This window comes from Sneathia vaginalis (genome assembly GCF_000973085.1).
In the GTDB taxonomy this organism is placed as follows: Bacteria; Fusobacteriota; Fusobacteriia; order Fusobacteriales; family Leptotrichiaceae; genus Sneathia; species Sneathia vaginalis.
In genome coordinates, this window is the sequence record NZ_CP011280.1 from 718,400 (window position 1) to 739,139 (window position 20,740).

Below are 20,740 nucleotides of genomic sequence, written 5' to 3' on the forward strand. Positions count from 1 at the left end.
TTTTAACCTTCTATTACTTTTGAAATAGCTGATTTTGCGATTTTTATACTTACTCCTTTATCTACTTTTATTTCAACAAAAGTATCTTCTATTTTTACAATACTTCCATAGATTCCACCAACAGTTATTATATTCTTCCCTATTGCTAAATTTGAAATCATATCATCATATTTTTTCTTTTTCTTAGAATTACTGTACATCATTGGTCCAAATAATACGATTAAAATTACTATATACACAATTATTATTTTTACATTCATTTATTTTTAACCTCCTTAGTAAAAGCAATATTTAATATTTCGTTATAATTTTTTACAAAATGAAAAATCATTTCATTTAAAATTTCCTTAGGTAAAAGTGTAGTATCCACCTTATTTTCAAATGGTAGTATTACTTCTCTAATACCTATTCTATTTGCTGCAATAACCTTTTCCTTTATACCACCTACTGGTAAAACATCACCATTTATAGTAATTTCACCAGTCATAGCTAAATCTTGTCTAACTCCCTTTTGTAGTAGTACTGAAATTATTGCTGTTGTTATTGTAACACCCGCAGATGGACCATCTTTTGGAACAGCTCCTTCTGGAAAATGTAGATGTATATCATAATCTTTTTCAAAGTGTTCTGTAATTTTAAGTTTATCTTTTACAGATCTAACATATGAATAAGCAACTTGTGCAGATTCTTGCATTACTTCACCTAATTTACCAGTTAATAATAGCTTACCTGTTCCTTCCATTTTAACAGCTTGAACTTCTAAAGTTGTACCTCCAACAGCAGTCCATGCAAGACCTGTTACAGTTCCAATTTTAGGTTCTTTTTGCATTTGTTTTTCAGGTTTAAATCTTTCTGGTCCTAAATATTTACTAATATTTTGCTTAGTTATTCTGTGTATCTTTTTACCTGTTTCTAAAATATCTCTCGCTATTTTTCTAGCAATTTTTAGAAATTCTCTTTTTAAATTTCTTACTCCTGCTTCTCTTGTATACTCACCAATTATCTTTTGTATAACTTCATCTGATAATTTTAAAGATATTTCAGTTTCTTCTTTTACTTGTGGTAAAAGATATTTTTTAGCTATATTAAGCTTTTCCATTTCTGTATATGATTCAAGTTCTATAACTTCCATTCTGTCATATAAAGGTTCTGGTATAGTTTGATAATTATTTGCTGTACAGATAAATAAGACATTTGATAAATCATATGGATAATCAATAAAGTGATCTTCAAATTTTGAATTTTGTGCAGGATCTAAAACTTCAAGTAATGCTGATGCAGGGTCTCCTCTAAAATTAGAATCTAATTTATCAATTTCATCTAATAATATTACAGGATTATTAACACCTGTTCTTTTAATAGCTTCTATTATTCTACCAGGCATAGCTCCTACATAAGTTTTTCTATGTCCACGAATTTCACTTTCATCATTTATACCACCAAGACTAATCTTTTCAAACTTTCTATTCAATGCACGTGCAATTGATGTAGCAAATGAAGTTTTACCAACTCCAGGTGGTCCAATTAAACAAAGTATAGTTGATATTTTCTTTTCAGCTTTAGATTCTTTTTGTTCTTTTAATTTCATTACTGATAAAAATTCTAATATTGTATCTTTTACTTCTTTTAATCCATAATGATCTTGATCTAAAATCTTTTTAACCTTTTTTATATCATATTCTTCTTCTTTTGAGGCTTCAAAAGGTAAATCTAATACAACTTCAATATAGTTTAATGTTACATTATAGTCTGCAGAATATCCTACATTACTACGTAATTTCTTTATTTCTTTTTTTAATTTTTCACGAAGTCCATCAGGCATAACCTTTTCATTTATTCTTTTTTCAAGATTATCTAATACATCGTTATTACTTGTATCTTCACCTAATTCTTCTTTTAAAACTTTCATCTTTTCTTTTAAATAGTAATTCTTTTGTGATTCATCAAGATTTTGCTTTAACTTACTATTTATATCATTTTCAATGATCATTTTTTGAGATTCAATCTTAATATCTTCATAGAATGTATCTACTCTTTGTTGTAAGCTTCTTAAAGATAAATAATATTGCTTAACATGAGTTTCAAATGGTATCTTGTAGACTAGTAGGTCTATAAGTTCTTCTATTGAATTCACATTTAGCATTAGATGTTCATTTATCATATCTTTCATTAGCGATAACACTACACCTGCAGATTTTAGTATTGATTCTGCACTATTTATACTATTATCAACTAAGTCTTTATTTGTTCTTACCATTGAATACTCAGTGAAAAAACATTTTTGTTCTTCATTAAATTGTATTTTTGATAATTTTACACGACTTTTACCTTTAACTACTAAACGATATGTTTCATTATCCAGCTTATATATCTTAATAGCCTCTGCTATAATTCCGTATTCTTCAATGCCTTTTTCATCAACTATATCTGATTCTATATTCTTTTGTAATGACAATACTATCTTCTTATCATTACTGTTTATAGCCTCATATGCTGCTGTAATACTATATTGTCTTCCTAATAATAGACTAGTTTCAACACCAGGCATTACTGCAACTTCTTTTGTTGGAATTAATGCTGTCATTTAGTCTCCTTTTGCATTTCTTGATTTTTTTCATCTATCATTTCTTTTGTAATTGTTATTTTCTTTATCTTCTTATCACTAGGGATTTCATACATAAGATCTAATAATGTATTTTCTACAATACTTCTTAAACCTCTTGCCCCTATATTTCTCTTTAATGCTAAGTTTGCAATTTCATCTAATGCTTCATCAGTAAATTCTAAATCCACATCTTCTAGTTCAAATATCTTCTTGTATTGTTTAACTAAGGCATTTTTAGGTTCTACTAATATTCTAGTTAAAGCCTTCATATCTAACTTACTTAAAGCTGTAATTACTGGAAATCTTCCTATAAGTTCTGGAATTAATCCAAATTTTTTAAGATCTTCAGGTAATACATATTTAAATATTGTTTCTTCATCTAACTCTTTAACTACATTATTTGCCTTATCAAATCCAATTTGCTTAACATTAAATCTTGAACGTATTTTGCTCTCAAGTCCAGAGAATGCTCCTCCTACTATAAACAATATATCTGTTGTATCAATTTCTATCATTTCTTGGTCTGGGTGTTTTCTTCCACCATTTGCAGGAACGCTAGAAACTGTTCCTTCTACTATTTTTAGTAAGGCTTGTTGTACTCCTTCACCTGAAACATCTCTTGTAATTGAAGTATTTTCAGATTTTCTAGCAATCTTATCAATTTCATCTATATATATTATTCCACGTTTTGCAGCATCTATATCATAATCTGCAACTTTAATTAGTTTTAATAATACATTTTCAACATCATCTCCAACATATCCTGCTTCAGTTACTGTTGTAGCATCAGCAATTGCTAGAGGTACATTTAATATTTTTGCTAAAGTTTGTGCTAATAAGGTTTTACCACTTCCAGTTGGACCTATCAAAAGAATATTTGATTTTTGAATTTCAACGTCATCACTTGATTTTTTCTTGTCCTTAAACATTAATCTTTTAAAATGATTATACACTGCAACAGATAAGACTTTTTTTGCTCTATCTTGCCCTATAATATATTCATCTAATTTTTGTTTAATTTCTTTGGGTTTAATTAAATTTATCTTATTATTTTCCTTAATATTAGCTTTACTTAAATCTTCTACATTTGAGTTAACCATATCATAACATCTAAGTACACAGTCTTCACAAATATATACTCCATCTTCACCTTCAATTAAATCAACATCATCAGTGAAATTACCACAAAATGAGCAAGTTAATTTTGCTTTTGCCATCTTGCATTCCTTTCTATATTATATTATCTATTAAACCAAAATTCTTTGCTTCTTCTGCTGACATAAAGTTATCTCTGTCAGTAGATTTTTCCATTTGCTTTAATGTCTTTCCTGTATTTTTTGCCATTTCTTCATTAAGTAAATTTTTAAGTCTTAACATTTCTTCTGCATGTATTTGTACATCAGTAGCTTGTGAATAACCTATACCACCTAAAACTTGGTGTATCATTATTCTTGAATTAGGTAAAGAATATCTTTTACCTTTTTTACCAGCTGCTAATAGAAAAGCTCCCATACTTGCCGCTTGCCCTATACATACTGTTGAAACATCACAATCTATATGCTTTATTGTATCATATATACCAAGTCCAGCAGTTACAGAACCTCCTGGACTATTAATATACATTGTAATATCCTTTTTCTTATCTTGAGCATTTAAGTAAAGAAGCTGAGCGATGATGGTATTAGCCATTTCATCGTTCACTTCTCCCATTAAAAATATTATTCTATCTTTAAGTAGTCTTGAAAAAATATTATATGTTCTTTCAACTCCACCTTCTTCTTCATGTATAAATGGATATATCATTTTTTATCCCTTCTTAATTATTCTTAACTAAGAATTCTTTAACCTTAGTCATGAATATTGATCCTGCTATTTGGTTAATGTAATTTTCTAACATTTTTGCCTTTTGTAATTCTTCACGTAATTGGTCTAATGTCATTTTGTACATTGCTGCCATCTTTTCTAATTCTTTTTCTATTTCTTCTTTTTCAACTTTAATTCCTTCAATTTCAGCAATCTTACCTATTATTAAGTTGTACTTAACAACTTTTTGTGCTCTATCTTCTACATCTTTTTCAAATTCTTCTTCAGTTTTACCAGATAATTCTAAGTATTTCTTTAAATCTAGACCTTGCATAGATAATTGTTGTGCAAGAGCATTCTTTTGATTTTCAACTTCAGATTTTACTATATTTACTGGTAATTCCATTTCAGTTGTTTCAACTAATTTATCAGCTATTTCTTGATATTTCTTATCTTTTGCTTGATTTTCAGAATTTAATTCTAATTGAGCTTTTAATGAATTCTTGTAATCAGCTAAAGTATCATATCCTTTAGATTTAGCAAATTCATCATCAACAGTTGGTAATTTTTCAACTTGTATTGAGTTTAATTTAACTTTGAATAATGCAGGTTTTCCTTTTAAGTTTTCAGCATGATATTCTTCAGGGAATACTACATTAACATCAAATTCTTCATCAACACTATGTCCTACTATTTGATCTTCAAATGTATCTATAAATGAGTGAGAACCTAATTTTAAGTTATAATTTTCAGCCTTTCCACCTTCAAAAGCTTCTCCATCAACAAATCCTTCAAAGTTAATATTTACAGTATCATTGTTTTCTGCAACTTTCTTATCAGATTTTTCTAATTTCTTTTCTCTTTCAACTATTGATTTTAAGTATCCTTCTACTTTTTCATCAGTTATTTCTTCAGTTTCTTCTTTGATTCCTAATTCTTTGTACTTAGGTAATTCAAATTTAGGCTTTAATTCAAAAGAAATTTCAACCTTTAATTCATCATTAGTTAATGAATGATTTTCAACACTAATTTGTCCTAATACTTCTAATTCCTTTTCTTCAACCATTTTTTTGATTTCAGAATTTAATACATAGTTAAATAATTCTTCATTTATCTTATCACCAAAAGTTTTTTCTATAACATCTAATGGAGCGTGACCTTTTCTAAATCCATCAATCTTTGCATTTTTAAATTCATTTACGATTGATTCTCTTACCTTTTTAAATTCTTCACCTTTAAGTTCTATTGTTGCCTTTGCACTTGATTTTTCTAATAATTCTAAATTATACATCTTTCCTCCTTAATTATTTACATTAGCTATATTTTATCATGAATTGATAACTTTATCTATTAAATTTGAAATTTTTATTCCTTGCTCAACACTATTATCAAGGAAAACTCTTATTTCTGGTACATATCTTATACTTAATTCTTGACTTAATTTCTTTCTAAAATATCCCTTTACCTTATTTAAATCTTCTAAGAGTTTTTCTCTGTTAATATTTTCATTATAGTCTAGTAATGAAAATGTTACATCTACATAACGTGCATCTTTTGTAAGACTCACCTTATATACTGTTACAAGGTTTTTAATCTTTTCATTATTAATTTCTAATAGAATTGCAGTTCCTATTATTCTTGCAATTTCTTTTTCTAAACCTTTTATTCTTCTATCATTCATATTATCTTTCAATTTCCTCTTTAATATATGCTTCTAATATGTCATTTTCTTTAATGTCATTAAAGTCTTTTAGACTTATACCACATTCTTGTCCCATATTAACTTCTTTAGCATCATCTTTATGTCTCTTTAATGCTAATATATCTCCATCAAAGATTATTATACCATTTCTTAATACTCTAATCTTTGAATGATTTGTAATCTTACCATCTACTACCATACAACCAGCTATATTACCTACATTAGAAATCTTAAATACTTTAAGAACTTCTAAACGTCCATGGTATACTTCCCTATATTCAGGATCTAACATACCCTTCATAGCTTTTTCTATATCTTCTGTAACATGGTAAATTACATTATAGTTTCTAATTTCTACACCTGTTTTTTCTGCTTCACTTCTTGCAGTATTAGTTGGTCTAACACCAAATCCTATTATTATTGCGTTTGATGCTTCAGCTAATTTTATATCTCCCTCAGTTATTGCACCAGCAGTAGCTTGGATAATATTTATTGCAACCTTATCATTAGATAATTTATTTAATGATTCCTTCAATGCTTCAACAGATCCTCTTGAATCTGCTCTTATTATACATTTTAATTCTTTTAGTTGTTCATCTTCTAATTCTTTTGATAAGCTTTCAAGTGATATATGTTTTTTAGCATCTATATCATTTAATTTTCTATTTGCGTTATAGTCATCTACTATCTTACGAGCTTGTTTATCGTTTTTAACACAATATATCATTCCACCTGCTTCAGGTATATCATTAAATCCTGTAATTTCAACTGGCATAGAAGGGATAGCTTTAGTTATCTTGTTACCTTTATCATCTATCATACTTCTTATTCTACCAAATGTTCCACCTACAACAAAGATGTCACCTATCTTTAAAGTTCCTTCTTGAACTAATACGTCTGCTATTATCCCAACTTGAGGATCAAGTTTAGATTCAACTACAACTGCTTTAGCTCTTTTCTTAGGATTTGCCTTAAGTTCTAGTAATTCTGCTGTAATTAATATTGTTTCAAGTAGTGAATCAAGATTAATTTTTTGTTTTGCTGAAATTTCAACACATTCTGTATCTCCACCCCATTCTTGTGTAACAAGACCATATTCCATAAGTTCTTGTTTTACTCTCATAGGATTAGCCCCTGGCTTATCTATCTTATTAATTGCTACGATTATTGGAACATTTGCTTCTTTAGCGTGAGATATAGCTTCTATTGTTTGTGGTTTTACACCATCATCAGCAGCAACTATTAGTATAGAAATATCAGTAATATTTGCACCTCTTGCTCTCATTTCTGTAAACGCTTCGTGCCCTGGTGTATCAATAAATGTTATCTTTTGACCCTTCCATGTAACTTGATATGCACCTATACTTTGTGTTATACCCCCTGCTTCATTTGCAATTACATTTGTATGTCTTAATGCATCTAATAATGAAGTTTTACCATGGTCAACGTGACCCATTATTGTTATTACTGGTGCTCTTGGAACTAATTCATTAGGTTTATCTACAATTTCTAGTTCATATTTTTCACCATATGGTAATTCAACTTCAGTTTCTTCTTCTATTAATACATTGTAATCTAGTGCAATTTCTTCAATTTCACTCATAGATAGTATTGCGTTAGTTGTTAAAACTTTACCTTGCATAAAGAATTTTGAAACTATACTTGCAGAAGTAATACCTAATTTATCAGCTAATTCTTTAACTGTTAATTCACCCTTTATTTTTAAAACTCCAGATGTATCATCTAATTTTATTACTTCACTTTTAACTACTTTTTCTTTTTTCTTTATTTTCTTCTTAGTATTATCTTTTCTAAAGTCTGTTCTTAATTCTTTTAATTTTCTTTCTTCTTCTTTAGCCTTCTTTTCATATTCATATTTTTTCTTATCAAATTTTGGCTTTTGTTTACCTGATTTTGATGCTTTTGTTAATGTTTCTATTTCAGGCATTTCAACTTCAGACTTAGTATTTTCAACAGGCTTACGTTTGTTATTATTAAAATCTTTATTAAAGTCTTTATTAAAGTCTTTTCTAACTCTACCATCTTTATTATTGTTATTGTTGTTATCATTAAATTTAGGCTTATTAAAATTATTATTTAATTTTGCCCCCCTCTTGTTATCATTAGAGTCTTTAGTATTTCTTTCCTTATATGTATTCCATTTATGATATTCTCTACTATTTCCACCATTATTATTTCTATTTTTTTCTTTTCTTTTAGGAGTAGCAAAAATCTTCTTTTCTTGTACAACAATAGTTTTTGAATCTTTCTTTACTTGTTCTTCCAAAATTTTAGGCATATTTTCTTCTATAAGTTCTATTTCTTTTTCGTCTAATTTATTCAACGCTGTCTTATTCTTTATACCCATATTTGTCAGGTTTTTAATAAAAGTTGTTGTATCTTGTGCAAACTTTTTTGCATAATCATAAACTCTATTACTCATCCATTCCACCTACCTTTATTATTTCAATTATTTTCTCAATCGACTTTTCATCTATATCATACTTTTTTTGTTTTGTTATGATATTTAAAATTTTCTCACATGGGAATATGTATATTCCTCTTTTTTGTACTATTTGTCTTTCATCTATGACAAACTTACCCTTATCATTTTTTACTAAACGTATTAACTTTTTTTTACTTGCCTTTGTTTTTGTTAAAACACAAGTTCTAATTGGTTCCATTTTATTCCTCATTACCTGATAAAATTGCATCTTGTTCTTCTTGTGTTAAACCTTTAATATCTATTTTAACTTTACATAATTTTGATGCTAATCTTGAATTTTGTCCTTTCTTACCTATTGCAAGTGATAGTTGAGAATTATCTACACATACTCTTGCAATAATTTCATTATCTTCTTGAACAATTTCTGATGAGAATACATTAGCTGGTGCTAGAGCACTACTTACATAATTTCTTGTGTCTTCATCCCAAGTTATTAGATCTATTTTTTCACCTTGTAATTCTGATAGTATTGCTTCTAGTCTCATTCTATTTGTTCCCATACAAGCACCCTTAACATCTAGATTTACATCTGGTGAGTATAGGGCTATCTTACTTCTACTACCTGCTTCTCTTGCAATTGACTTTATTTCTATATCCCCAGCTGCAATTTCAGGCACTTCTCTTTCAAATAGTTTTTCTAAAAATTTTTCAGAATTTCTTGAAAATTCTATTTTTGTAAACTTAGTTCCTTCTTCTACTTTACCTATATATACAGATACTAAGTCTCCTTGCACAAAGTGATCATTAGGATTTAAATTTCTACTAGGTATTATTGTTTCAGTACCATTTATTTCAATGTACAAGTTATTTTGTTCATCCATTTTTTTAACTAATGCTTTAACTAAACTATCTTCTAGTAATTTAAACTTATTATACACATTTTGTTTTTCATGTTCTCTTACTTTTTGTATTACGATTTGTTTAGCATTTTGTATTGCATTTCTCTTAAATGATTCTGCATTAATATCTACTTTAATTTCATTACCTATCTTAGCACGTTTTGAATGTAATAGTGCATTTTCAAGTGAAATTTCAGTTGCAGGATTTTCAACTTTTTCAACTACCTTTTTAATTGCCTTAACTTTTACATCTCCATTTTCTCTATTTATTTCAACATAAGCATTTTCAGCGTCTTTATAATTCTTTTTGTATGCTGCAAGTAAGGCTGTTTCTACAGCACCTAATAATTCTTCTTTATCTATGCCCTTTTCTTTTTCAAGTTCATCTAAAGCTGCTAAGAATATGCCCTGTTCTTTAGCTTTCATTTTTTATTCCTCCACTTCTTTTAAATTATTAAATTCATAAACTGTTTTAGCTGTTTTTATCTTTGATAAAGGTATAGCAGTATCATCAACAATAACATTACCATCTTTGATACCATTTAGTATTCCTATAAAACTTTTTTTGTCATCGATATTACTCTTAGTCTTAATTAAGACTTTGTAACCCTTGAATTTATTAAAGTCTTTTTCTTTTTTCAACTTTCTTTCAATTCCAGGTGTTGATACTTCTAAAAAATACTTTTCTTTAATGTACTCATCACAAGTACTGTCAATTAATTTACTAGTTCTTTCACATTCATCTAAGTTATCAGTTTCAATATATACTCTTAGATAATTGTATGAACCATCTCTTACAAATTCAACATCTACAAGTTCAATATTATTCTTGGATAATATCTCTTGTAACTTAAGTTCTAATTCCTCCAAAATTTCACCTCTTACTAAATTAAAGAGTGGACATAATGTCCACTCCCTCAGTTGTTGATTCAATTATATCACAAACACCTAACATTTTTCAAGCTTTTTTAATATTTCTGCTCTTTTGTACTTTCTGTATTCGTCATATGATATTTCTTCACAGCCACACATAATACCTTTTTCCTTTTTATATGCGTCTAAAATCATTTTTTCTAATTCTTCTTCACTTATTTTCATAAAACTTCTTATCCCTTATTTTAAATTTTGAACATACATTTTCTGTTTCAACCCTTGAAACATTAACTATATACATAATCTTGTTATAGATAAAAAATATTGCAAATATTACAAACAAGATTTCAATTAATGATAGTATAAAGTGCTTTTTCTTCATTACTTTTTACCTTTCTTGTAGTTAATAAAGATTTGACGACATTCGTCTACAATTTCATCATATGTCTTATTCTCAACACTAACTGAATCTAAAACATCAACAGATATTTTCTTAGGTTTAGGGAATTTACTAAATCTTGAAAATGCTTCATATGCCCCATTTATTCCTATACATTGTATATTAACATTTAATTCTTTAGCTATTATTGCAAATATCTTTTTAAATTCTGCAACATTTCCATCTTTTGTTCTTGAACCTTCTGGGAATATGAATATATTCTTATTTTGTTTCAACACATTAGACATTTGTTCAACACTGTCTTTAATATCTTTATCAATATTTACCTTTATTATATTCGCATGATTTGAAATAGCTTTCATAATTGGAGAATTAAAGTATTTTTCTAATGCATAAAAATATGTCTTTTTAAGTATTGCATTAGGTAATGCTTGGATAATTCCTGGTGCATCTACAAAGCTTTCATGATTTGCAATAAATATTGTAGGAACATCTTTTATCTTTTCGCTACCTCTTATACTCATTCTGAAATATATTTTAAATAAAAGCCACAATACAGGTTTAGCAATTAATGGTCCAACACTGTCTTTTAATTTCTTAAATGGTGCATTTTTAATTATATCACTTAAGTCTATTGTACTTTCATTAAAACTTGTTGATAACTCAGAAATATATTTAGATAACAATCTTAAATTATGGTATTTAGATAAAAGTTGTTCATCCATTTTTACACCAAAACTGTTTTCTATAAATGATAATAGCTCCATTTGATCTAATGAGTCAAGTCCAATTTCTATTTCAAAATTTTCATCTGGTCCTACTTCTGTATTTTTTAACTTACCAATATATCCCTTAAGTACCTTATACTCCATTGTATCTGGTTCATTTATCATTTCTTTTTTCTCATTACTTTTTCCACCAAATATTTCTGGTAACATAAATCTTCTTAATTTACCTACCCTTGTCTTAGGTAATTCTTCTTCAACTAATTTATACTCTAATATTTTTTCATAATTATGTGCATTCTTGTTATATATTTGTATAATATCACGAACATAGGTTGTAATATTAGCAATATGCTTTGCAGGAACTATTACAGCTGACAACTTATCATTCTTACCAAATACACCAATTTCAGCTATTTTTTCATCAGACATTTCTATTATCTTGTTTTCAATCTTTTCAGGATCTATATTCTTACCATTTGACAGAACTATCATTGCATTAGCACGTCCGATAATAGTAATGAAACCATCATCACTTATTGATGCTAAGTCTCCAGTTCTAAACCACCCATCTTCTGTAAAGACTTCTTTTGTTTTTTCAGGCTTGTTATAGTATCCCTTCATAACCATGGGTCCTTTTAAGCAAAGTTCACCATCTATTATACGTATATCAACACTTGGTAGAGGCTTTCCTACAGTACCTATTCTAAAATTAGGTCTAACACTACCAGCTACAACTGGTGCTGTTTCTGATAATCCATACCCTTCATAGTAGTTTATACCTAAGATTTCAAAGAACTCTATCATCTCAGTATCTGATCTTGCACCACCAGCTATAAAGGTTCTCATATGTCCACCAAAAATATCATGAACTTTTTTAAATACTATTTTTGAAAACTTCTTGTTATTAACTTTTTTAGCAATAAAGAACATGAATCTAGCTATCATACTACTATTTATCTTATCTTTAATTGTCTTATAGAAAAGCTTATACACTCTTGGAACAGCAACAAATATTGTTACATTATTATCAGCTAATGCTTTTAATATTTCTTGACTATTTAGTTTATCTACTATAACGACACTATTCATATTTTCATAGTAATATTCATATAGACAAGTTGCCATTAGTGGTAATATATGGTGATAAGGTAAAATTGATAACATTTGATCAGATGGTTCTACTACATCTATAGAATTTAATGCCTTTATTTCACCAATAATATTCGCATATGTAAGCATTATACCCTTTGCATTACCTGTTGTACCTGATGTATATATCATAACAGCTACATCATCCATTTCTGGAGTATTTAATACTCTTTCATCTTCAACAATACTAAGAGTATAGTCATCTAGGTTATATACCTTTATATCACTAAGATTTAAGTTATTTAATGCCTTATTAACCATATCTTTTGTACCGTTAGATACAACAACAGCATCAGGATTACAATCATTTATGAAATACATAATTTCTTTATCATTACTCATTGCATCTAGTGCAACTGGTATAGCTTTTCTATCCCATATTGCAAAAAAACTAAATACCCATTCTTTTCTGTTTTCTGAAATTATTAAAATATGTTTCGATTCTTTTACATCTTTGAAAACATTGTTTGACATATATTTAACATAGCCAACCATTTGTGTATAGTTTATCTTATTACCATTTGGCTCAACTATTGCTAATTTGTCTGATTTATTTAAAAACATACATACTTCCTTTCAATTTTCATTTGGTAGTTAAACATATTATACTATATTTTTTTTAAATTAACAATGAAATATAACAAGCGTTATATGAGGTGGTATAAAAATAGGCGTAATACTACGCCCTTTTTAATAGTCAATTCATTTAAAACTGCTTATACAAGTACAAACAGTTTTACCAACCAATTATCTTTTTATAATTTCTAACTTGACTCTAGTTAGACCTCTTTGTACGCTTTCTATTGCTTCAAATGCTGCTCTTGTAAGGTCAATAACTCTACCTTGTTTAAAAGGTCCTCTATCATTGATTCTTACAACCACTGACTTACCATTTGCTTGATTAGTAACTCTTACTAAAGTACCAAATGGTAATGTTCTATGTGCAGCTGTTAATAAACGTGTGTTAAATACTTCCCCATTCGATGTTCTTCTTCCGTTCCATTTTTCACCATAAAATGATGCAGTTCCCGCTTGGTAGTGAGTAAAACTTCTTGAAACATCAGTATCAACATTTGCAGGTTGGTCATTTTTTAATTCCTCTAAGGATTTAAAAACACCATCGTCGATATAAGTCTTTTTAATAATTTCTTTAATTATATCGGCTTTAATGTTTGATGATTGACTACTTTCCTTATTTCTATGCTTTGATCCTTTTGCAAAACTTGCTGTAGAAAATATGGATAAAACAAAGAAAATAGTAAGTAATTTCTTCATTTACACCTCCTTATTGTGGTTAAAGTATATCACGATTTCAAATCCGTGTCAAATTTCAGCATATACTCATCCGTTACAAACACCTGATCATCGTACCTCGTTGCACATTTATAGAAGATTTTCATCTCTTTAGATATAAAAAATATACGAATAATCGCATTGTCTATATTATCTAAAAATTCTTGATTAAGTCTTGTATCAAGTTCATCTCTTTCATAAAACTCTTTTTTTAAATCCAAATTAAGACTATATACAATATCCATTTCACTGTCTTTTATTTTTATATCAAGCTTAGTAACAGTATCTAATTTGTCTATATACCCTATATCTGTTTTTGTTGTATCTAATACTACCTCATATACATCTTTAAAGTTAGTTGCCTCTATTATATACGCCCTTACATCATAAGTAATGTTATTTAATAGCTTTATCTTAGCTAACTCTTCATCTTCTATGTACTCATATATCAACTCTAGTATGTATTCATAGTTATCATTATTTACATCAGTGTATTTTATTATCTTACCTGGTATAAATTCTTTTAAAAGGTTGTAGAAAAGTTCTGATTTAATTATCTTACCCATTAAACAAACACCCTTATATCTCTTCAATAACTCAATTACAGTAAACTTTTTAAAAAAATTATTTAAAAAGTTATATAACTCAAGGCATAAAACATACTCTATCATATTTTTTTCTAAATTTGTACTCTTACAATTTAGATAATTATTTAATTCATCATATGCCTCATTTAATAGTGTATAATAATTTTTCTTTATTTCATGATATTTTTCTGATACTAGATTTTGATATTTAAAACAATCCGTACTAAATTTAGATTCTATATCATCATAATCTTTAAATAAATCATCCTTTACTGCCCTATATCCTATACTATCTATTTTTTTTATTAAATCGTTTATAGAGCATATGGATATATTGATTTTTAATAACTTTAATTTTAATAAATAAATTATTTCTTTTATTAAAGTATTAAAGTTTAGGTTATAGTTTACGGTGTTAATATTAGTATTAACTGTAATATCGTAGTTTATATCTTTTTCAAATATATTAAATTGATTTTCTGATATATTTAAATTATCAAACTCAGAAACAATAGCTAAAAACTTCTCACTTTTGTATGTCTTATTAAGCCTTTTTATCTTAGAATATGACAATACAAATGGTAAATCAATATATACAAATCTATCATCTTGTATATTTAGTCCTATGCTGTATATTTTGGTATACCTGCATTTAGAGTATGCACATATTTTTTTTATCAAATATTCTATAAACTGATTAACAAGTTGCTTTTTTGGTACTATTTTACTTTGCAAATAGTCATCATACACTTCTATATTAGAATTTATATCTAAAAAAAATTTAGACATATCTTGAAAACAACTAGCATAAAAATTTAATTCTTTTGCCAGCACCCTATCTTTTGCATTTTCAAAATAGTCTATTAAAAAATTGTCATTTTGTATTTTATGAATATACATTAAAAAATCTTTAGTAAAATACTTACAGTACACCTTATTATCAATAAATAAAATGGGAAAAGGACTTTTAACTTCCTTTAACTTTTCTGCTTTAAGCTCAAACAACTTTATACTATAGCAGGGTATCTTTTCTGGTATTACATCTATTCTTTTATTGAAATATACATTTCTAACAATATCCCCCATAGTATTTTCAAAAAAGTACATTTTTGGGTTTTTGTAGTATTCATAATCAAAGTTTAATCTTTCAACATATTCACTATTTATTTTATACTTTCTATACACCTTATCTTCATATTTAGTATCTTCTACTAAACTTAATATACAGTAAACATAGCCATTGTCAGCTGTTATCATACAAATACTAGTTGAAATATGTAAATTTTTAGAAACTAATACATAGTAATTGTCATCCTCACTAAAATCTGCATTTTCAAATATCTTTATACTATATGGTACTTGAATATCTGTTGCCTCAATAGGTAGTTCTCTTAACTTCTTGTCAAATAGTTCTTGAAGTCTAAAAAATCCTTCATAATCAAGAGTCAAAATCTTTTTTTCTGTATTATCTTGTCTATATAGAAGTATTAGGTCTATAAGTTCACTTTTGGTTTTATCACTTGCAAATATATTAATTAATTTTTCATTTATAGCTATTTTATATAATTTATCATAGGTCTTTAACTTTAAATCCTCTCTTGTATAGTAACTCATATTTTATTTCACCTATTTTCCTTATATAATTATGTATATCATCTGCTTTAATATCAAATTTAACATTAAATATCTTATAACCTATATACGTTAATGAATTTAAGTCATTTATACTGTCTTTTTTATTAAAAGAGGTGGATAGAGCAAAGTCTATCATATACACCTCTTTATCATGATTTAGCATTAAATTTGCTAAACTTAAATCATTATGAATCAAATTATTAATATGTAAAACTTTAACCATATTCAGAATCTTCATGAAAATTTTAAATTTTTCTTCAAACTCCATATATGAGAATTTTAAAGACGCAAGAGTTCTACCATCAATTTTTTTAAATGCTAATTTAGTTTTTTGCATATTTTTCTCAACTGATAGTAGTTTAGGTATGAAAGAAATACCTAAGTTTAATAGCCTCATATTTATATCCATTTCATTTTTGACTATATGGTCTACAAAATCATATCTGTGATAGTATTCTTTTATGACATAATCGTCAAAGATAAAAACATTCGATATTTTTATATACGTGTCGCTAACTCCTATTTCCATATTTGCCACCATTTGCTTCCTTTTGATTTTTTTATTGCATACGCTAGTTTTTTCTTTAATTTATCTACTTTATCACCAGTGTAATTTATCTTTTCACAGTATTGTATAGCTCTTTGATATTCTATTATTGCATCATCTATATTATCTTCTTTTATACAACTATCGCCTTTTTGTATACATGAATTGATGCTACGTATGATTTGTTCCCGATTATTACTTACCTTTCTTTCTTTTTTTATATTATTGTTTTGACTTTTTTCCAATTCGTCTCTCATTGTTTTCTTTATTTTTTTGATATGATCACTATTTATTAAAAGCTCTTCTAATAGACCGTGTTTTTTAAATATTAGATTTGACTCTAACATTGCTTCTAGAGCTTCTCTGCATTCATAGTTATCATTCAAATTAATTGCTTCGGCTCTTAATTCAATAGCATGTCTCCTATCAAACTCCTTGACCTCTTCAAGTTTTTTGATTTTTTCCTTAATCTTCATACTATTCAATTCGTCGTCCAACATATCATAACGTTTTAGCATTTCAAAGTAACTATTCAAAGTTAAATTTACATTTTTTTCCTTGTTTTCTTCTGCTTTTAAATTAAGTGCTTCTATCTCTTCTAATATCTCATTTATCTTTTCATCGCACTCTTGTATTTTGTCCTTAAGACTTATACTTATCTTATACTTTAAGCATATCGTTTCTACGCTTTCAAAAATAGTCTTAGACTTTTTAAACTTAAACTTGTTAAATAATTCAGTAGCTTCATCAATTTTTTTATCTATGTTATCTAAATCATTCAACATTGATATATTAAGCACGGCTTCTTTTTTTAAGTTATCAATATTTAGTATTTCTGTATGACTACGAGAAATATTTTCAAATAACTCACGAGCATTAGGGAATTTATATTTTTCTACACATTTTTTAGCTAAGTCCATCTTATCTTTTACATCTTTTAAAACTTCAACATCTAATCTTAATGTTTTAATTTTATTCTTATCATCAATGAACTTTACCTCTTTTTTGCGTGGTATGATTAGAAATAGTTTTTTGTCTAAATTTTTATATACTTTTTCTAAGTTTTTTAACTCTATACTTATATTTTGAACTTCATTGTTTTTTATATATATTTTAAGGTCATTATTAATATTATCTATTTTATTTTCATATCTTTTTATTGTCCAGTAATTAAAGATTATGTAGATAATAAAGAAAAGAAAAATGAAACTGATTGTTAAGATTTTAAACCATTTTTTATTATTTTTTGTGGCATTATCTATTTGCCTTGTTTTTTTGATATTAATAGTAAGACATGCTAGTTCTTTTGAAAACAATTTTAGTACATCTCCACTTTCAAGTGCTTTTTCTTCTACTATATATCCATCAAGTTGTTTAGTCCCCCCTTGATTAATAGCTTCAAATTCTACTACATCATTTCTAAATAACTTTAATGTGATATCTCCTAGAATAACAGCATTAAATGTATTAGCGTTTGTTTGAATAATAGTTAGAACCTCAAGATTCTTGTAATCCATATTTAAACTCTCTACTATGTACATCATATATTTTGGATTATACTCTAAATCTTCTTCTATACACTTACTAGCAATATTTTCTACTATTTGTTTTGATATTTTATCTACTTTCTCATTTTCTTTTACCTTCGAATAAATATATACTACTATTCCATCTTTTTCAAGATAACCAAAATATGAACTTTCGTTTTCAATAAACTCTGTATTTAGACATTCTAAAACTACATGTTCCATACGAAATGTTCTCCACAAAATTTAACAAAAACAAGTTTTGTATCGCCTATTTCTATTAAACTATAGTTCTCAAGTTGTGTTGTTTCATATACCGCCTTCTTATTTAAGTATACAATATTACCTGCTTGACCTGGAGAAATTACAAAAACTCTTTGTTTTTCATTGTATGTGATAATGAAGTTATCAGTTTTTTCTATTTTTTTGTCTAATATACATACGTCCATATCTTCAGTACTACCTATAAAGTTTCTTTTATCAACTAATCTATAGTCTTTACCCTTTTCTATTCCTTCAATACAGATAAGCCACCCTACAACTGGAACTATTTTTATAGGAATGTATGCAACCGTTCCTCTTTCTTCATCTGTTTCCAATAAGTCTTGTGTTTTATTAACTGTATTTTCACAATAAGGACAAAACTTTATACTTGTACTGTCATAAAAATGACCTTTTTTACATCTTTCTAATTTCATAATTATACCCTTTTAATTTAGGAGTATTTTTATACCATGAATATGTATAATATCTCCTACTAATATATTCTCACCCTTAAATGCTATTAAATTAATTTTCCTATTGTTTGTTTTTATTACATCCGTACCATTTTTAGAGCCCTCATCTACAACATAGAATTTATTGTCTTGTTTATAGATTCTTGCATGTCTCCTACTTACAAAATCACTATTTATTTGGTCTGTAAGATCTATATCCACAATGGCACTTTTTGAATTTTTACCTATAACGTATTCATTCTTCAATACCTTATATATATGCTTATCATCGCCGTAATCATCTAAGACTATTATTTCATTAATATTATATTTCTTTCTAATTAACTCTCTTTTTTTATCTTTTTCACGTTTATCAAATTCATAAATCTCTTTTTCCATTTTTTTGGAAATAACCTTATTTATGAACAACACATAAACGCTATTGTACATTGTAAAAAATGTTAGAAGTAACAAGAATGTATTTTTAGGTTTTTGTGAAATTATGCCGTATATTATTACAATAATAATCATCAATATTACTACTGTATACTCAGGTTTTAAAAAGTTTTTCCTAATAGAGATTTTTTTTATGTCCTTAGACTTTACATTTTTAAATATATATCTAAAAACTCTATTCAAGATAAAAAGATTCCTCATAATCCTCTTTTTCCTTCTTTTCCTTTTTCATATTACCCTTTAATATACTTGCTAATTTTTTTATTATCTCACTGTTTGTAATTTCGTTAATATTAATAGAAATCCCTAGCTTATTTTCTAAGTATGCAATTAATAATTCCTTTTTAACTATGCTATTTAAACATAGAAAGATAAAATTTAAATCAATATTTTCTAATCTAAGTTTTTGACTTGCAGTATATGCCCATTTTTTTAAGATTATGGGTGATAGTGTTGAAAATTCACTATTACTTGCACTATACTTTTGATTAATTAAACTTATCGCATTAAATTCATCTCTAAATTCTTCAAAATAGTTTGTTTCATCACGTATTTGTGCACCATGTCTTAAAATTACTTCAAATAACAAGAATTCATTTTCTACTTGTTCATCACTTTTAACTAGAGTTAAACTTATTACATTTGAAAAGTATAGTTCTGTATTATTGCATTTGACATCAACTATACACTTATATCTACCTTCATCTGTTGGTAAGCCTATCTTTAAGTCTGAATTTAGCCAAAATATCTTTTTATTTATTTTTATAAGGCCCTTTTTAATTAAAAAAGTATTTTCATCACCTATATATTTTATTTCAAACCCAGATACTACACCATCACTTGAAGAAGTGTACTTAGCATTTATGTAGTCTATTAGATTAAAGCTTATTAAATTTAAACTATCACTTGTAATTAACCCATAATGTTCAAATTTGGGTATTTTTGTTGAAAAACTAGTTTGCACTATAACCACCTTCTACAGCTATAGAACTAATTTTTTCTTTTTTCTGTCTCAATAAAATTCTAAATACTCCTGTACCATTTTTTACATTGAAACTTTCTTCATAATCAACTATGAATATATTAGGTAAATTTACTTTTCTGATAACTGTCCCTGCTGAAACTACTTCAAATGTTAAATCCTTATATGCATCTTGTGACTCTGATGGAACTAATGACCACGAACACAGCTTTTTGGTCATATCATCCTTTTCATTAGTTACCTTACCGCTTATTTCAAGACTAACATTTAGGTCAGTTGCCCTAGCATTAGAGTCATTAGGTGTATCTGATATATACCTTACATCCAATACTCTATCTTTTTCTAATACTATTTCATCGTTATTACCTTTTATCACTACTTTAAACCCCATTA

Annotated in this window: 21 protein-coding genes and 1 pseudogene; all 22 read right to left on the reverse strand. The window is 27.1% G+C overall.

The genetic code is table 11. The annotated features are described in order from the left end of the window. Positions 1–2: 2 nt before the first annotated feature. Positions 3–260: a preprotein translocase subunit YajC gene (gene yajC / locus VC03_RS03670; protein WP_046328717.1), complete on the reverse strand. Its 258-nt coding sequence runs from the start codon at positions 258–260 to the stop codon at positions 3–5. Further along, positions 257–2,584 carry an endopeptidase La gene (gene lon / locus VC03_RS03675; RefSeq protein WP_046328718.1) on the reverse strand — a complete coding sequence of 776 codons (2,328 nt, stop codon included), beginning with the start codon at positions 2,582–2,584 and terminating at the stop codon, positions 257–259. Before lon ends, yajC begins: the two co-directional genes overlap by 4 nt. Further along, positions 2,581–3,822, reverse strand: coding sequence for an ATP-dependent Clp protease ATP-binding subunit ClpX (gene clpX, locus VC03_RS03680; RefSeq protein WP_046328719.1), 1,242 nt, complete (start codon positions 3,820–3,822; stop codon positions 2,581–2,583). The genes lon and clpX overlap by 4 nt, the downstream gene beginning before the upstream one ends. Positions 3,823–3,835: 13 nt before the next feature. After that, the gene (locus VC03_RS03685) at positions 3,836–4,408 is read right to left on the reverse strand and encodes an ATP-dependent Clp protease proteolytic subunit (protein WP_046328720.1); all 573 of its coding nucleotides are present in this window, start codon (positions 4,406–4,408) and stop codon (positions 3,836–3,838) included. Positions 4,409–4,421: 13 nt separating this feature from the next. Next, positions 4,422–5,699, reverse strand: a complete 1,278-nt coding sequence (gene tig / locus VC03_RS03690; RefSeq protein ID WP_046328721.1) for a trigger factor — start codon at positions 5,697–5,699, stop codon at positions 4,422–4,424. A gap of 36 nt (positions 5,700–5,735) precedes the next feature. Continuing rightward, entirely contained in the window at positions 5,736–6,101 is a 366-nt protein-coding gene (rbfA, locus tag VC03_RS03695; protein ID WP_237223908.1) for a 30S ribosome-binding factor RbfA, read from the reverse strand. Then, positions 6,091–8,409 carry a translation initiation factor IF-2 gene (gene infB, locus VC03_RS03700; RefSeq protein WP_420804485.1) on the reverse strand — a complete coding sequence of 773 codons (2,319 nt, stop codon included), beginning with the start codon at positions 8,407–8,409 and terminating at the stop codon, positions 6,091–6,093. The genes rbfA and infB overlap by 11 nt, the downstream gene beginning before the upstream one ends. An 18-nt stretch (positions 8,410–8,427) precedes the next feature. Further along, positions 8,428–8,553, reverse strand: a pseudogene (locus VC03_RS06935) (translation initiation factor IF-2 N-terminal domain-containing protein); the annotation flags it as partial. Next, positions 8,546–8,794 (reverse strand): DUF448 domain-containing protein, encoded by a 249-nt coding sequence (locus tag VC03_RS03705; RefSeq protein WP_046328723.1) that lies wholly within the window; start codon positions 8,792–8,794, stop codon positions 8,546–8,548. The gene VC03_RS03705 and the pseudogene VC03_RS06935, both read right to left, overlap by 8 nt. Before the next feature lies 1 nt (position 8,795). After that, on the reverse strand, positions 8,796–9,881 hold the full coding sequence (nusA, locus tag VC03_RS03710; protein ID WP_046328724.1) for a transcription termination factor NusA: 1,086 nt from the start codon (positions 9,879–9,881) through the stop codon (positions 8,796–8,798). A 3-nt stretch (positions 9,882–9,884) separates the two neighbouring features. Further along, positions 9,885–10,325: a ribosome maturation factor RimP gene (locus VC03_RS03715; protein ID WP_226869142.1), complete on the reverse strand. Its 441-nt coding sequence runs from the start codon at positions 10,323–10,325 to the stop codon at positions 9,885–9,887. Positions 10,326–10,403: 78 nt separating this feature from the next. Next, positions 10,404–10,553 (reverse strand): hypothetical protein, encoded by a 150-nt coding sequence (locus VC03_RS06765; protein ID WP_158500359.1) that lies wholly within the window; start codon positions 10,551–10,553, stop codon positions 10,404–10,406. Then, positions 10,540–10,710: a hypothetical protein gene (locus VC03_RS06770; protein ID WP_158500360.1), complete on the reverse strand. Its 171-nt coding sequence runs from the start codon at positions 10,708–10,710 to the stop codon at positions 10,540–10,542. Before VC03_RS06770 ends, VC03_RS06765 begins: the two co-directional genes overlap by 14 nt. Continuing rightward, positions 10,710–13,169, reverse strand: a complete 2,460-nt coding sequence (locus VC03_RS03720; RefSeq protein WP_046328725.1) for an AMP-binding protein — start codon at positions 13,167–13,169, stop codon at positions 10,710–10,712. Before VC03_RS03720 ends, VC03_RS06770 begins: the two co-directional genes overlap by 1 nt. A 183-nt stretch (positions 13,170–13,352) precedes the next feature. Further along, positions 13,353–13,880: a septal ring lytic transglycosylase RlpA family protein gene (locus tag VC03_RS03725; protein ID WP_052727691.1), complete on the reverse strand. Its 528-nt coding sequence runs from the start codon at positions 13,878–13,880 to the stop codon at positions 13,353–13,355. 29 nt (positions 13,881–13,909) lie between these two features. Then, a complete protein-coding gene (locus VC03_RS03730) occupies positions 13,910–16,099 on the reverse strand; it encodes a hypothetical protein (RefSeq protein WP_046328726.1) in 2,190 nt (729 codons plus the stop codon). Beyond that, a complete protein-coding gene (locus VC03_RS03735; RefSeq protein ID WP_046328727.1) occupies positions 16,056–16,649 on the reverse strand; it encodes an RIO1 family regulatory kinase/ATPase domain-containing protein in 594 nt (197 codons plus the stop codon). The genes VC03_RS03730 and VC03_RS03735 overlap by 44 nt, the downstream gene beginning before the upstream one ends. Then, positions 16,640–18,418 carry a hypothetical protein gene (locus VC03_RS03740; RefSeq protein WP_046328728.1) on the reverse strand — a complete coding sequence of 593 codons (1,779 nt, stop codon included), beginning with the start codon at positions 18,416–18,418 and terminating at the stop codon, positions 16,640–16,642. Before VC03_RS03740 ends, VC03_RS03735 begins: the two co-directional genes overlap by 10 nt. After that, positions 18,406–18,891, reverse strand: coding sequence for an FHA domain-containing protein (locus tag VC03_RS03745; protein ID WP_052727692.1), 486 nt, complete (start codon positions 18,889–18,891; stop codon positions 18,406–18,408). Before VC03_RS03745 ends, VC03_RS03740 begins: the two co-directional genes overlap by 13 nt. A 12-nt stretch (positions 18,892–18,903) precedes the next feature. Further along, a complete protein-coding gene (locus VC03_RS03750; protein ID WP_158500361.1) occupies positions 18,904–19,548 on the reverse strand; it encodes an FHA domain-containing protein in 645 nt (214 codons plus the stop codon). Further along, complete coding sequence (locus tag VC03_RS03755) at positions 19,541–20,329, reverse strand: hypothetical protein (protein WP_046328731.1); 789 nt, start codon at positions 20,327–20,329, stop codon at positions 19,541–19,543. The genes VC03_RS03750 and VC03_RS03755 overlap by 8 nt, the downstream gene beginning before the upstream one ends. Then, entirely contained in the window at positions 20,319–20,738 is a 420-nt protein-coding gene (locus VC03_RS03760) for a hypothetical protein (RefSeq protein ID WP_046328732.1), read from the reverse strand. The genes VC03_RS03755 and VC03_RS03760 overlap by 11 nt, the downstream gene beginning before the upstream one ends. Between the last annotated feature and the right edge of the window lie 2 nt (positions 20,739–20,740).